General features: G+C 58.7%; 14 protein-coding genes. 6 read left to right on the forward strand and 8 right to left on the reverse strand.

What is annotated here, in order from left to right; genetic code table 11:
* Window positions 1–26 precede the first annotated feature (26 nt).
* A complete protein-coding gene (mfd, locus tag DXY02_RS09590) occupies window positions 27–3,605 on the reverse strand; it encodes a transcription-repair coupling factor (RefSeq protein ID WP_114989117.1) in 3,579 nt (1,192 codons plus the stop codon).
* Window positions 3,606–3,669: 64 nt separating this feature from the next.
* On the opposite strand from mfd, the gene DXY02_RS09595 reads away from it, so the two are divergent.
* The gene (locus tag DXY02_RS09595) at window positions 3,670–3,906 is read left to right on the forward strand and encodes a hypothetical protein (protein WP_114989209.1); all 237 of its coding nucleotides are present in this window, start codon (window positions 3,670–3,672) and stop codon (window positions 3,904–3,906) included.
* 40 nt (window positions 3,907–3,946) lie between these two features.
* Entirely contained in the window at window positions 3,947–4,081 is a 135-nt protein-coding gene (locus DXY02_RS13100) for a hypothetical protein (protein WP_006851938.1), read from the forward strand.
* Between the two features lie 30 nt (window positions 4,082–4,111).
* Here the strand turns inward: DXY02_RS13100 and DXY02_RS09600 are convergent, their stop codons facing one another.
* Window positions 4,112–4,618 (reverse strand): hypothetical protein, encoded by a 507-nt coding sequence (locus DXY02_RS09600; RefSeq protein ID WP_114989118.1) that lies wholly within the window; start codon window positions 4,616–4,618, stop codon window positions 4,112–4,114.
* 289 nt (window positions 4,619–4,907) lie between these two features.
* Between DXY02_RS09600 and DXY02_RS09605 the strand changes: the two genes are divergently transcribed.
* On the forward strand, window positions 4,908–5,102 hold the full coding sequence (locus DXY02_RS09605; protein WP_114989119.1) for a hypothetical protein: 195 nt from the start codon (window positions 4,908–4,910) through the stop codon (window positions 5,100–5,102).
* Between the two features lie 214 nt (window positions 5,103–5,316).
* On the opposite strand, the gene DXY02_RS09610 is transcribed toward DXY02_RS09605, so the two are convergent.
* On the reverse strand, window positions 5,317–6,072 hold the full coding sequence (locus DXY02_RS09610) for a hypothetical protein (RefSeq protein WP_114989120.1): 756 nt from the start codon (window positions 6,070–6,072) through the stop codon (window positions 5,317–5,319).
* A 38-nt stretch (window positions 6,073–6,110) separates the two neighbouring features.
* Here DXY02_RS09610 and DXY02_RS09615 point away from each other — a divergent pair, with 38 nt between their 5' ends.
* The 3 genes from DXY02_RS09615 (at window position 6,111) to DXY02_RS13215 (ending at window position 7,830) form a co-directional block, all read left to right on the forward strand.
* Entirely contained in the window at window positions 6,111–6,848 is a 738-nt protein-coding gene (locus DXY02_RS09615) for a DUF475 domain-containing protein (RefSeq protein WP_114989121.1), read from the forward strand.
* The gene (locus DXY02_RS09620) at window positions 6,838–7,176 is read left to right on the forward strand and encodes a DUF6464 family protein (RefSeq protein WP_114989122.1); all 339 of its coding nucleotides are present in this window, start codon (window positions 6,838–6,840) and stop codon (window positions 7,174–7,176) included. The genes DXY02_RS09615 and DXY02_RS09620 overlap by 11 nt, the downstream gene beginning before the upstream one ends.
* 300 nt (window positions 7,177–7,476) lie before the next feature.
* The gene (locus DXY02_RS13215; protein ID WP_371640113.1) at window positions 7,477–7,830 is read left to right on the forward strand and encodes a hypothetical protein; all 354 of its coding nucleotides are present in this window, start codon (window positions 7,477–7,479) and stop codon (window positions 7,828–7,830) included.
* A 1-nt stretch (window position 7,831) separates the two neighbouring features.
* On the opposite strand, the gene fmt is transcribed toward DXY02_RS13215, so the two are convergent.
* From fmt to DXY02_RS09650, 5 genes are all read right to left on the reverse strand, one after another.
* A complete protein-coding gene (gene fmt, locus DXY02_RS09630) occupies window positions 7,832–8,848 on the reverse strand; it encodes a methionyl-tRNA formyltransferase (RefSeq protein ID WP_114989123.1) in 1,017 nt (338 codons plus the stop codon).
* Window positions 8,849–8,850: 2 nt separating this feature from the next.
* Window positions 8,851–10,221, reverse strand: coding sequence for a TldD/PmbA family protein (locus tag DXY02_RS09635; RefSeq protein WP_114989124.1), 1,371 nt, complete (start codon window positions 10,219–10,221; stop codon window positions 8,851–8,853).
* The gene (locus DXY02_RS09640; protein WP_114989125.1) at window positions 10,221–11,630 is read right to left on the reverse strand and encodes a TldD/PmbA family protein; all 1,410 of its coding nucleotides are present in this window, start codon (window positions 11,628–11,630) and stop codon (window positions 10,221–10,223) included. Before DXY02_RS09640 ends, DXY02_RS09635 begins: the two co-directional genes overlap by 1 nt.
* A gap of 32 nt (window positions 11,631–11,662) precedes the next feature.
* Window positions 11,663–12,733, reverse strand: coding sequence for a magnesium-protoporphyrin IX monomethyl ester (oxidative) cyclase (gene acsF / locus DXY02_RS09645; protein ID WP_114989126.1), 1,071 nt, complete (start codon window positions 12,731–12,733; stop codon window positions 11,663–11,665).
* Window positions 12,734–12,799: 66 nt separating this feature from the next.
* Window positions 12,800–13,237: a DUF2996 domain-containing protein gene (locus DXY02_RS09650; protein WP_114989211.1), complete on the reverse strand. Its 438-nt coding sequence runs from the start codon at window positions 13,235–13,237 to the stop codon at window positions 12,800–12,802.
* Window positions 13,238–13,260 lie beyond the last annotated feature (23 nt).

Consider the following 13,260-nt stretch of genomic DNA (forward strand, 5'->3'; position numbering starts at 1 on the left):
GTTTTTCTCAGAATTGGTTTCAGGCTTCAGACCTGAACCACCTCTGCATTCTTGGCACGCAGCTCTTCCTGGCGCTGTGCCTCCGTTTTGCCATCGGCATCGGGAATCTGGGCTGCCATCAAACGCAGCCATTCCATCAGCTGTTCCAGTTGCTTCTCCATGGGGAGAACACCAAGACCGCGGGCCATCACCTTGTGCTGGATGCCGCTGCCGGCCTGATACACCAAACGGCCATGCAGATGCTGGGGCAACCCCTGGCGCAGCAAACGGAACGCCGGTTCCTCCATGGGAGTTTCAAGCATGATGTTGGGCTTTTCCGGTTTGATCCTGGAGAAGCCGCACCGCTTCGCCAGCAGTTTGAGTTCCATCAGTTGGAGTAGCGACACCACGGCAGCGGGCAGCGCTCCGTAGCGATCGGCCCAACCCGCAGCCAGCTCCACCAGGGCCTCGGCGGTGAGGCAGTCGGCGGCAGCCCGGTAGGCCGCGATCTTCTCATCGGGATCAGTGATCCAGTCCGCAGGCACGAAGGCCGTGACGGGGAGGTCCACCTGGGTGTCTTCAACGCTGGGGATGTCTTGGCCCTGAATTTCCGCCAGGGATTCCTGCAGCATTTCCATGTAGAGGTCAAAGCCGATGGTTTCCATCTGGCCGCTCTGCTGCACGCCGAGGAGATTGCCCACTCCACGGATCTCCATATCACGCATGGCGAGCTGGTATCCACTGCCCAGTTGGGCGAACTCCTGAATGGCGCGCAACCGCTGACGGGCGGTGTCGCTCAGCGATGCGTTGCCCGGATAGAACAACCAGGCATGGGCCTGAATCCCACTGCGACCGACCCGTCCCCGCAATTGGTACAGCTGGGCCAGGCCAAAACGGTGGGCGTCCTCAATCAGGATCGTGTTGACGCGAGGAATGTCCAGGCCGCTTTCCACAATCGTGGTGCAGAGCATCACGTCGGCTTCACCGGCGTTGAACGCCACCATGGCGTTCTCCAGTTCGCCCTCGGCCATCTGACCGTGAGCCACCAAAAGCTTCAGGCCTGGCAGCATTTCCCGTAGGCCTGCAGCCACCTCCTCGATTCCTTCCACCCGGGGAACCACATAAAAGACCTGGCCCCCACGATCCAGTTCCTGGCGGATGGCGCTGCGCACCGCCTCCGGATCCAGAGAAGCCAGATGCGTCTTGATCGGACGGCGCAGTGGCGGTGGTGTGGTGATCAGGCTCATCTCCCGCACCCCCGAAAGGCTCATGTAGAGCGTTCTGGGAATCGGCGTTGCCGACAGGGTCAGCACGTCGACGTCCTTCCGCAGCACTTTGATCTTTTCCTTCTGGTTCACACCGAAGCGCTGTTCTTCATCCACCACCAACAGACCAAGCTCTTGGAACGACGCTCCTTTGCTGAGCAACTGGTGGGTTCCCACCACGGCGTCGATGGTTCCCTGCTTCAGGCCATCGAGAATGGATTTGCGTTCCGACGCCGTCCGGAAACGATTCAGCAGAGCCACCTTGATCGGATATGGCGCGAAGCGTTCCGAGAGCGTGCGCCAGTGCTGCTGAGCCAACACCGTGGTTGGGGCCAGCATCGCCACCTGTTTTCCAGCGGTGATGGCTTTGAAGATGGCGCGGATCGCAACTTCGGTCTTGCCGAAGCCAACGTCCCCGCACACCAGTCGGTCCATCGGCTCCTGCCGTTCCATATCCCGTTTCACGTCGGCCGTGGCCTTCAGTTGATCCGGCGTCGGGTCATAGGGGAACGACTCCTCCATTTCCACCTGCCAGGGGCCGTCGGAGGGGAAGGCAAAGCCTGCGGCCTGTTGCCGTTCTGCGTACAGCTTCACCAGATCAAGGGCAACCTTGCGAACCGCCTTCTTGGCCCGTTCCTTGGCCTTGTTCCAGGCCGTGCCACCCATACGGTTGAGCTGCGGGGGTGTTTCACTCGTGGCCCGATAACGCCCAAGGCTGCCGAGTTGATCGGCGGCAACCCGAAGAATTCCATCGGCGTACTGCACCACGAGGTAGTCGCGGATGTCGCCTGACATCGCGAGTTTTTCCATGGCTTTGAAGCGGCCGATGCCATGGTTCCGATGCACCACGAAATCGCCCGGGCGCATCTTGTTGGGATCCACCGTGCGGCTGGCGGCCTTGCGACGACGGCGCACATAGCCACTGGAACTGAGGCTCTGCTGACCGAAGAATTCACGGTCGGTGACCAGAGCAATCCGCCAAGCCGGCAGCTGCAAACCCTCAAGTTCGGCAGTGCCCCTCACCTTCAGGGCGACGGGGGTGTTCTGCTCAATCAGACGTGAGATGGCATTGCTGTCTCCCGCGTTCGGCACAAACCGACTGATGCAGTCGTGCTCCTCCAGCAGCGCAACCGCTCGGCTGGGTTGTGCAGACACCAACCAAACCGCCGTGCGCTCGGTTTGAAATCCCTTGATCAGTTCCCCGAGTTTTCCGAATTGGTTGGGGTAGGCCGCAACAGGGCGGCTGGCGAGGTCAAAGCTGTTGGGGTGCTGGTCGACTTCGAGCAGTTCTGCCATGTCAAAGCCATGGAAGACCTCCGTCAGGGCATAAGCGGATTCAATCTCACGGTGCAGAACCGCTGGCCAGAGCCGATCACGATCGTCCTCGTCCAGACCCGCCTCTGCAGCCATGTCGTGGTGATGTTCTTCCACATGGCTGAGCCACTGTTGTCCGTGGGCTAGGCCCTGGCGTCGCTCATCGATCACCACTGTTGTGGTATCGGGCAGGTAGTCGAGAAGCGAGGCGGGTTGCTCCCAGGCGAGCCCCATCAGCCGGCGCATGCCTTCCGGGGTCCCGCCGTTCAAAAGCTGCTCTGTGCCCTCAGAACCGAGCAGTTGCTCCAGTCCATCGGGCATCGTCTCCCTGAGCTGGTCCGCAATCAGAGGCCCAAACCCTGTTGGTGTGAGTCGAAGCGCATCGACGGGATCCAGTGAGCGTTGACTGGCGGGATCGAATTCCCGCAGCTTGTCAAGCTCCTCTCCGAAGAATTCGAGTCGAACAGGCAGCTCACTGCTCACCGGGAAGATGTCGACAATGTCGCCGCGACGGCTCCAGCTCCCCTCCTGCTCAATGGTGGTGACCCGCTCGTAGCCAAGTTGGGCCAGCGTCTCGCCCAGTGCCTCCAGATCAACCTCATCTCCTTTGCGCAAGGTGCGCGTTTTCGTTTTCAGAACATCCGGCGGGGGGAGATGGGGCTGCAAACAACGTTCCGTGGCCACGATGGCCCAGGACGCCGCGTTGGGTTCCCCCAGCAGGTCACTCAGAACCTGAAGTTGCCCCCAGGTGATTTCACTTGTGGGATCGAAGGGTTCATAGGGAGAGCCTTCGCTGGTGGGGTACAGGCTGGCCTGGCCCCACCCCATTAATTCCAAAAGCGCTGTCCAGCGTCCCGCTTCCTCAAGCGTTGGCACCACCACAAGCAAAGGGGCGCCCCGCCGCTGTGAGAGCGCGCTTGCCACCAGAGCTCGGCTGCAACGACCAGCCCCGCGCATCAGCAAACGTTCGTGGCGGCTTGAGCGCTCATCAAGCTCACCGGTGAGTGCAGTTTCCTGCAACTTGGTCACCAGGGAACGGAGCGGCATGGAGCAGGCCTCGGCAATCCATGATCTTCGCAATAAGGTGCCTGCAGCTGCGTTTCACCGGTCGATGCCGCGCTACCGCTGCCCCTCCTGCTGTTGCGGCCCGGCCTTGGTGTTGCTTCCACCCAAGGGGGTTGTTCCGCTCTGCTCCAGCTGCGCGACACCGTTGCAGCATCAGCCCCTGGTCCGGCCCATTCCGCTGCTGGTGTTGCTGACTGTGGGCGGCGTGCTGGTTGCTTCCTCGATCCCCATCCTGTTCACCCCCGAACCAGCCCCCAGCTCAAGGCGCGAAAAACTGGCCTAAGGCGGGGTTTTCGGTTCAATACGTCGGTATTGGTGCCTTCATGACCCTCGGCCGTTTTCTGATTTTCTTCGTGATCGGGCTTGTGCTCGCCCTCACCATTCCCCAGTTGACCTGGTTGCTTTGGCCCCTGGCAGCTTCAGCGCTTTTTGTTGTTGTTCAACTGATCCGCTCCTGAATTCCGGTGCGTTTAATGCCGAACCGGCACTTAAGACAACCAGCAGGCATCCACTGAAAAGGTGAGCACGTCGTGGGCATCACGATGGTCTCCCGACGTAATGGCAACACAGGCCAGCTGACCATCGTCAAAACAAGTTTTCGACTTGAGCACAAATTTGGCGGCGTCACTGTGGGACCAGACCGCTAGACCCTGCTGTTGGGCTTCGTCGTTGTAGATGTCCCAGAGCTCTGAGAAACGTTCTGCCTCTGGACCCTGCAGAAATTCATTGAGGGCTTCATCAGCACCAACTTCACGGAAGCGATCCAGAAACGACCGCATCAAGGGATCATCGATCACGTTGCTGGTGGCGATGGCACCAGTGATGCCGCGAACTGAGGTACGAACTACCCGGTTGGGTTCGGTACGTGCATCAATGATGACGACGGGGCATTGGAGATCCCAAGTGCTGCGATTTCTGAGTTCACGGCCCGCTTCGGACATGTCATCCCGAAGCTCATTGATCAGCTGCCGTACAACAAGGGTGGGGTTATCCATGACTGACCATATCGCAAGTGCAGCTGGTGGATTTGGCAGGTTAAAGATTCAAAACGTTGACATATCAGGTGACATTCAGGCCAAAAACGCTCGCAAGGAGCATCCGCCTCAGCTGGTTATCGATTCCTCGTGGTTTGGTCAATCACCTTGGTCTAAAACGCGCTTACGGGATTGCAGGCCTCAAGTAATTTATCTGCACTGAAAAGCATGATGTACAATTCTTCTAGCGGAAGCGAAGTCCATCACAACGGCAATATCTTCAAAGACATCAAGCCAGAAATCTGATTATTTGGCTAAAGCTGCGGAGTACTACTCACGAGCCAAGCAATTAATCGAAGTCGATCAAGACTGGCAGGCCTCGGGCTCCATGATCCTCAAAGCGCTTGCCGAGGAGAGGAAGTCTGAAAATACTGGTCTTCAGGTGATGAATGTGATCAAGTACCAAAAGCCCAAAACCAAGCTGGAGTTCAACTTCCGCAGTTGATCTAGCAGCTCAGCAACCCTTCACTTCTGAGCTCTGATCTCGTTGTAGCCCCATAGGGGCCATTCCCCCCTTCAGGAAAGAAGCGGAGGGAACGACCGGGCTGCGCAGAGTGTGTAGACGATTCACCCTGCTGCAATCGGCATGGACGCCGTATCAGTCCCTGCCGCAAACCCGTTGTAGGCCACTAGCCCCGACCATTCCTGAGTGTTAGTGCTTATTTGGCCTGGCTGAGCGTCTGCTCCTCCAGCAGCATGTTGAACTGCAGCAGCTGTTCATCACCGAGTTGTTGACGACTGGTCGCCCCCAGTCGTTGTTGGAGAAAAGTCCTGGCTTGATCGGAGCTCCAGCCCAGTTGCTTCAACATTGCATCTCCTTGTTGAAGCAGATCACCACGACGGATGGGTGCTGGTGCGGTGGACGCGTCGTCGTTGGCTTGGATCATCTTCAACTGACGCAGATAGGCCACCAGATCGGCATAGCGCGTGAGCTTGTGGCGGCTGCCGAGCCCGAAGGCCCGGGTCAAATACTCCTGCTCCTGCTCTCGAGACCAACCAATGCGTCTGATTTCCATATCGATGGCGGTCAGCTCATCACTCCAGTCGTCAGGATCCGTTGGTGTTTCAGAGGGGGCATTGTCAGCAGGGATGACGGGGACCTGATGGGTGGCAGGGGGGTGTGGAGCAGATGAGGGCTGGGTCTGCTCAATTTTTCTCGGCCGCTCCACGGGCACCTGCTTCGGATTTGGCTCATCCACCTGGGGGGCTTCAGGGAGAGCTGAATTCACGGGCTGTTGTGGCCCCTCAGTGGACCCCAGCCTGGAGTTCAGGCGTCGCAACGCTCTCTCCTCAGCCTCTTCAGCAGTGGCGGCTTCACCGAGGGCGCTGCCCTGCAGAGAACCGTCGAGCCAGGCCTCGACCCGCACGATGCATCTAAGGGTGTCGACGTGACACAGCTCGGCCCGGATCTGCATCGCAATGGAACAGCGCTTGCACTTTCTAGGCTGCCGCGATGGACATCACTTCGCTTCCCTCACTGTCGGATTTCTTCGAAGGTGCCGATCAATGGGGTGAGGTTTTGGCCCTGCTGCCTGTTCTTGTACTGCTGGAGCTGATCCTGTCGGCTGACAATGCCGTGGCCCTCGCGGCCATCGCCCGCAGCAGCCGCCAACCGGAGCGGGAAGGCCTTGCCCTCAACCTGGGCATTGGCATTGCACTGGTCTTGCGGATCGCCTTGATCGTTGTGGCCCAGTGGGTGTTGCAAAACGCCTGGGTGCAACTCCTCGCTGCGGCCTATCTGGTTTGGCTGGTGGTTGATCACTTCAACAACCGATCAGGCGATGATGCCGAGTCCAGCGAAAGACATGAATCCAACGGTCTGTCTCGCCCGTTTCTGAACACGGTTTTGCTGCTGGCTTTCACAGATCTGGCCTTCTCCATCGATAGCGTCGCCGCAGCCGTGGCCATCAGTGATCAGATTGTGTTGATCAGCACAGGTGCCTTCATCGGCATCGTGGCACTGCGTTTTACATCCGCCCTGTTTATCCGCTGGCTTGATCTTTATCCACGGCTTGAAACGGCTGGGTTTCTCGCCGTTGCTTTCGTGGCGCTGCGCTTGATTGTTCACGTTGTCGTGCCCAGCCTCAATCAACCTGATTGGCTCACCTTGGTGGTGGTGCTGTTGCTGTTTGCCTGGGGAATGTCGATCCGCAGCAAGGAACTTGATCAGGACGAAGGCCATGCTTGTTGAACTTCGCCTTATCAGTGGAGACCGTTTGCTCCATCGCGTTGATCTTGAGGATCCGCCACAACCAGGGCGATGGCTTGTTGTGAAAGAGCAATCCTTCCTCGTGATGCAACGTCGTCACCGTTACGCCCTTCGCAACGGTCGCTATGTGATGGCCTCAGTGGCCCTGTTGGTGAAACCCCAGACACGTCCCGCCGATGCAACACCCTGGAAACATGGCTGGGTGATCGGTGATCCCAATTGCCGTTTCAATGCCCGTAGTCCTTTGCTCCGCTGTGCTGTGTGGCCGGAAGGCCCCTGCGAGAACTGCAGCCACCGTGAACTTCGCTGATTGATGAAACCGGACTGGCTCACTGGGCGACTCTGTGCTGGCCATGGCGTCGCCTCCGGAACAAGCAACGATTCACCCTATCCGGATGGCACGATTCGAATGCAATTCCCCGTGTTCCAGTCCTTAGGGCTGGACCTTTCGGGCTGTTACTTCGGCACGCTAAATCTCGACTTTGCCCCCCTCGAGGTTTCACTTTCAAATCCAGATCACCTGTTTGAAAAGGTGCGATGGACCGACCTCCACCCCCCCGAAACGTTCTCGTTCTGGAGTGTTCAGATCAAGACGCCCCAAAGTGAGGTTGTGAACGGCTGGATTTATTACCCCCACCCCGAGACAAAGTTGCGCCATTGGCAACCGCCGACAACGTTGGAATTGCTTGCACCGCGATTATGCGGAGTGGAAACAGGCGGCACCATCTATCTTTGTGATCAAGGCCAACGGATCAAACTCATCGATACGGTTCGCTTGCGCGCAAGGTTGCTGGAATTTCTCAAATTCAGAGTTCTGGCCTCGCAGCAAACATTTTTTGAAGCCGACACCCTGTTGAAGCGCCAACAATGGCTCTCGACGATGTTCCCGGAAGCTCTTCAGCTCTCCGAGCACGATCTCGATCGGGTTTGGTCTCAAGCGCGGATGTTGTACACGGAATCCTGAATCAACCTTCGCCCAATCGATCTCCGGGAGTGGCGTTGAGTTGCTGCAACAGAACGGGGGCTGTGCTGCGTGCTTTCCCTTCCAGCTGTGCCTCCCGGATCAGAAGTGGGCAGCCTGAACTGCTCACCACAAGCCCCAGATCTTCGATCACTTCAAGGATCGTCCCTGGGGGATGCCCGCCGGTGGGCCATTGGCCCACGAGGTTGCGTCCCTCAGGACTGAGTTGATCCTGCAGGCGCTCGATCAACGGCTCCGTGCGCAACACCTTCAGGCGTTTGCCCTGCCACTGGGTGAACGCTCCGGGATGAAGCCCCATCACCTTGCGATGAATGCTGAGAGCAGGGGCAGACCAATCCAATTGGAAATCCTGCTTCTCCAGCATGCGGGCATAGGTCGACCCCTCGGCCTGAACCCGCACGTTGAGCCTTGCCAATCTCTCGTCTTCTGGACCCGGTCCCGCCGCTTCAATCAGTGGCATCGCCTGAACCATCAGCTCTGCAGTGAGAGCACTGAGCCGTTCAGCCAAGGCGATGGAAGGTTCCAGCAGCTGGATCGGGGTGCGTTGCTCGAGCAGAACCGGACCAGTATCGAGCCCTTCTTCCATGGCCATGATCCCCACACCCGTTTCCTGATCCCCTTCGAGCAGGGACCACTGGATGGGACCAGCACCACGCCAACGCGGTAGTAGTGACCCGTGGCCGTTCCAGCAGCCCAGGGGAGGCTGCTCCAACACATCCTTGGGAAGGATCTGTCCGAAGGCCACGACCACAGAGGCATCAGCACCGAGTGCAGCGAGCTTGGCTTTGCAATCGTCATCCCGTCGGATCCGATCAGGGGTAAACACAGGAAGACCGAGTTCTTCCGCCCTCGCCTTGACCGGTGATGGAACCAGCTGTTTGCCTCGACCCCGCCGACGATCCGGTTGCGTGACGACCCCAACGATGGTGTGGCCCGCATCATGCAGTGCATTAAGGGTTGGCACCGCATAGACCGGTGTCCCCCAGAACAGAATCTTCAACGTCAGGCTTCGCCGGTGATGGAGAGTCCATCCACCCAAACATGAGGGGAAACGCCTCGGTGGGTGATTTCAGAATCAGCTTCCAGATGAGCAATGCCGTTGAGAACAGAGCGGATGTCACCGGCAACCGTTGCTGCTTCAACGGAAACCCGTTCGCCGTTGTTCACCAACCATCCATCGAAGGGCAAGGAGAAGGATCCCTGGGTGGCTTTCACACCGGCGTGAAGCGCTGACAGATCCTCAATCAGCACGAAGGGGCCTGACTCGGTGCGGTGGTTGAGGCTGTTACCGCTGCTCACCTGCGAGTTGGAACCAACCACGAACCAGTCTGGACCCACCGAAACCTTGGCGCCAAGTCCAGCGTGGCCGGTGGGTTGAACACCGAAGGCTCGGGCCGTGGCTTCCGAGTGAAGGAAATTCCGCAGGGTTCCGCCCTCAATCAAGGAGAGACGTCGGGTTGGTGTTCCCTCTCCATCGAAGGCTGCCGCACTGATGTGTCCGGGGTGGAGGCCGTCATCGTGGAGATTGAAGAAGGGAACCGCCACATCGGATCCAATCGAATCCCGCTGGCTCAAGCTCACCCCATCGAGCACCGAACGAGCATTGAACATGCTGCTGAAGGCACCAAGCAGTGAGAGAAAGGCCTCGGGGGTGAAGCAAACCCGGTAGATCCCGGTTTCGATCGGTCGATAATCCAGATGGCTGACGGTGCGATCAACAGCCTCGCTGATGCAGCCTTGAACATCCAGTTCGCTGCTGCCAAGACCCAAACGAACAGCTCCTCCACTGCGGGGCTTACGACCTGTTTCCTCCGCCCTCGCGTAGAGATACAGGCTGGCTTGGGTGCGCTCCATCTGGCGCAGTGCTCCCTCACTGTTGAGATAGAGGCTCTGGGATAGGGATTCCGCCAGTCCGTTGTAGGGGACGGTCTGGATCGCAGGGTGACGACACAACAGATCGGCTTCCGCATCTCGAAGGGTGTCCAGCAGGGGGAGGATTCCTTGGCGTGGTTGAAGCGGGCGATCGAGCTCGGGGAGTGGAGCTGTGGCCAGGGGGGAGAACTCAGGGATGTCCTCGGGATTGCCAAAACGGCTGGCCGTATGGGCTCCCACCAGGGCTTGTTCCAAGCCGCTATCGGAGAGGTCGGTGGTGCTGGTGATGCCTACCAGGCCATCGCTGTTCCAAACCCGGACGGTGATGGAGCTCCGCTGCGAAGCCTTGAGTTGTTTGGCTTCACCACGATCCACCTGAACGGAGCAATCGTCACTGCAGGCGGCACCAAGATCCCAACGACGAATGCCTTCGCGCGAGGCGAGGGTCTGAAGGCGATCCCTGAGATCCGTGGCGTTAAGGCTGTTGTTGCTGCTCATCATCAACGGCCCCCCACCGTGATCGAATCAACTTTGATGTGGGGTTGGCCCACGGTGACGAACACACTTCCACTCACGGATCCGCAGAACCCGGCAGCCAGTTCCAGATCGTTGGCGCACATCGAAATGCGTGGCATCACCTCCTTGGCATCACCGATCAACGTCGCCCCTTTCACCGGTTTGGTGAGTTTGCCGTTCTCAATCAGATACCCCTCTTCAACGGAGAAATTGAACTGACCTGTCGGGCCGACGCTTCCGCCACCCATGGCCTTGCAGTACAGGCCTTGATCGACGGATTCAATCAACTGCTCAGGGGTATGCGGACCGCCGTCGATGAAGGTGTTTCGCATCCGGCTCGCAGCTGCAAAGGCATGGCTCTGACGCCGGCCGCTTCCGGTGCGTTTGTGGCCCGTGCGCAGTTCACCGGCCCGGTCACTGATGAAGCGTTGGAGCACCCCGTCTTTGATCAGCACGGTGCGCTCAGGTTCCATCCCTTCGTCATCCATCGAGATTGAACCGAAGGATCCACCACTCAGCCCTTCATCGATTGCGGTGACTGCAGGGTGAGCGATCAGTTCACCAACCCGGTCTGCGAAGGGCGTGGTGCCCCGTTCAATCTGGGTTGTTTCGAGCAGGTGGCCGCAGGCCTCGTGGAAAATCACGCCACCGAACCGGTTGGCGAGAACAGCCGGCATCTGTCCGGCATCCACGTAGTCGGCCCGCAACATCGTTCCAGCGCTGTTGCACACTTCAGCTGCACTGGCTTCGGCATCCCAGTCCCGAAGATCGTCCGGACGATCGGAACTGCCATAACGGCGACCAATGCTAGATCGGTGATCGCCGTCGGCGGCAAGAACGGAGAGACCGGTCGACTGATGCAGGCGGATGTCGCGCGCAAAAGTGCCATCGGATGCAGCCACCAGCACTTCCTGCCAGTCGCGGGCGTAACTGCCACGGCGCACCTGCAGGTGCTGACCAAGACGATTGAGATGGTCTGTGCCTTTGAGCAGGCACTGGCTGGCCTGATCCAGGGAGGGGCAGCGTTCCAGCCAGTCAGCTTTGTTCAAGCCGTGGTCGGTCAGCTGCTTCAACCCTTCAAAAGCTGAAGGGGACGTGAGCTGTTGCGCCTCGAGCCCGAGCATGGCGAGGGCCTGATCGAGGGCGCGCTGGAGGCCGGCTTCGCTGAGATCGTTGGTGCTAACGAAGCCATCACGGCTATCACGGAACACCCTGAGGCCAGCTCCACGGGCGAACGACGGATTCACACTCGTGATCCGATCCTGTTCGGCAAGCAAACCGATGTGGTCGGTGCGCTCAAGAAACACCTCCACCAGGTCGGCTCCTGCGGAGCTGCCACGGTGCAGCAAGGACTCCAAGAGCCCTTGCCACTGATTCGAAAAGGCGTTGGTCAAGAAATCTCCTCGATTGGGCCGGGGGAGTCCCCTCAGCGCACAGCTGGCTGGAAACGATCGCTGTCGATCGCTGGCATCAGGAACAGCTTGGCCATCTCGGCACCGTTTCCGATCCAGAAGGGCAGCTTGCGAAGCACTTTCAGAGGAGCGATGGCATCGCTTGCATCAGCCTTTTCCAATGCGGCGTTGTTGGCCACCAGCCGTTCGAGGCGTGTCCAGAACTTGTCGTTGTTCACATCAAGAACAACGGGGAAAACGCGCGCAGACGTTTCGTTGGTCTTCTCGATCACCATCTTGTCGTAGGTGCGAGCATCCAATCCGAGAGCCTCGTAGAACTCTTTGCGTGCCACGTCGCGCACGTACATGGTGGCGAACACCGCCAACAGGAAGAAGCGGCACCAGAGTTTGGCGATGGGGCCACGAACCGTGTCCGGTTGGGCCTTCATCAGGGCATCAAAGAAATCACCATGTCGGTTTTCGTCCTGACACCAGTTCTCAAAGAAGTTGAAGATCGGGAAGATCTTGCTGTCGGGGTTCTTTTCGAGGTGGCGGTAAATGGCGATGTACCGCCAGTAGCCGATCTTTTCAGACAGATAGGTGGCGTAGAAGATGAATTTCGGCTTGAAGAACGTGTAGTCCTTGTTCGCGGTCAAGAAGCCGAGATCCAGCTGCATGCCGAAATCACTCATCGACTTGTTGAGGAAGCCGGCGTGGCGAGCTTCATCCCGAGCCATGTGAGCAAAGCACTCGGCCAGAAGAGGGTTCTTCGCCTTAATGCGGCGGCTCAGTTCCTTGTAGAGCAGGAATCCTGAAAATTCCGATGTGCAGCTCTGCTCAAGGAATTCGATGAACACCTTGCGGGTTTCAGGATCCAGCTTGTCCGCAGCACCCTCGAACTCCTCGTTACGAACGAAGTGGTGGCGGTTGTAATCCTTCCTGAACTCTTCACAGATGGCTTCAAGTTCAGCCTCATTGGGCTGAAGGTCCATTGCCGCCATCGCTTCGAAATCGGTGGTGTAGAAGCGAGGGGTCAGGATTGTGTCCTTGACAGGATCCTTGATGGCTACAGCGCTGCCTTCGGCCACGGCGGTGGGAGGGACCATCAGTTGCGTTTCACGATCCTGCCAATGTAGGCGTGTCAGCCCAACCCCCGAGGCCAATACGGGCGGTTAGTTACCTCCCAGCCACTTTTGGCCGTTGAGCCGTTGCAAGAGACGGGAAACGAGAAGGGCCAAAGACATCCGCTTCTCATCGATCAGAAAGCTCTCCAGCAGCGTTGGCTCGCTGCCGGCATCAGCCAGGGCAATCACTTTGGCGCTGTTGATGTCGGCCTTGGAGAAGCAGACCCAGAAGCGGCGCCCCCCTGGAAGCTCACCAACCACCATTGGACATTCACCACCGACAACGGGACGCTGCCCATCCACGCGCTCGAGCCGATCAGCGGTGATGTCACGTTCGGCCAACTGTTTGGCGACGGCCGGCAAAAACAGTGTGTCGATGAATTCAGGGAAGGGCTTGTCCTCCGGCTTGGGCGGCTTCGCTTTCGGCGCCGCTTTGGCAGGGGCCTCTTGACCTGAAGACTGCTTCTCGACTGGGGTTTCGCTCACCGAACCAGCATTGCTGGCGCAAC

It is taken from the genome of Synechococcus sp. N19, assembly GCF_900474045.1.
Lineage (GTDB): Bacteria > Cyanobacteriota > Cyanobacteriia > PCC-6307 > Cyanobiaceae > Parasynechococcus.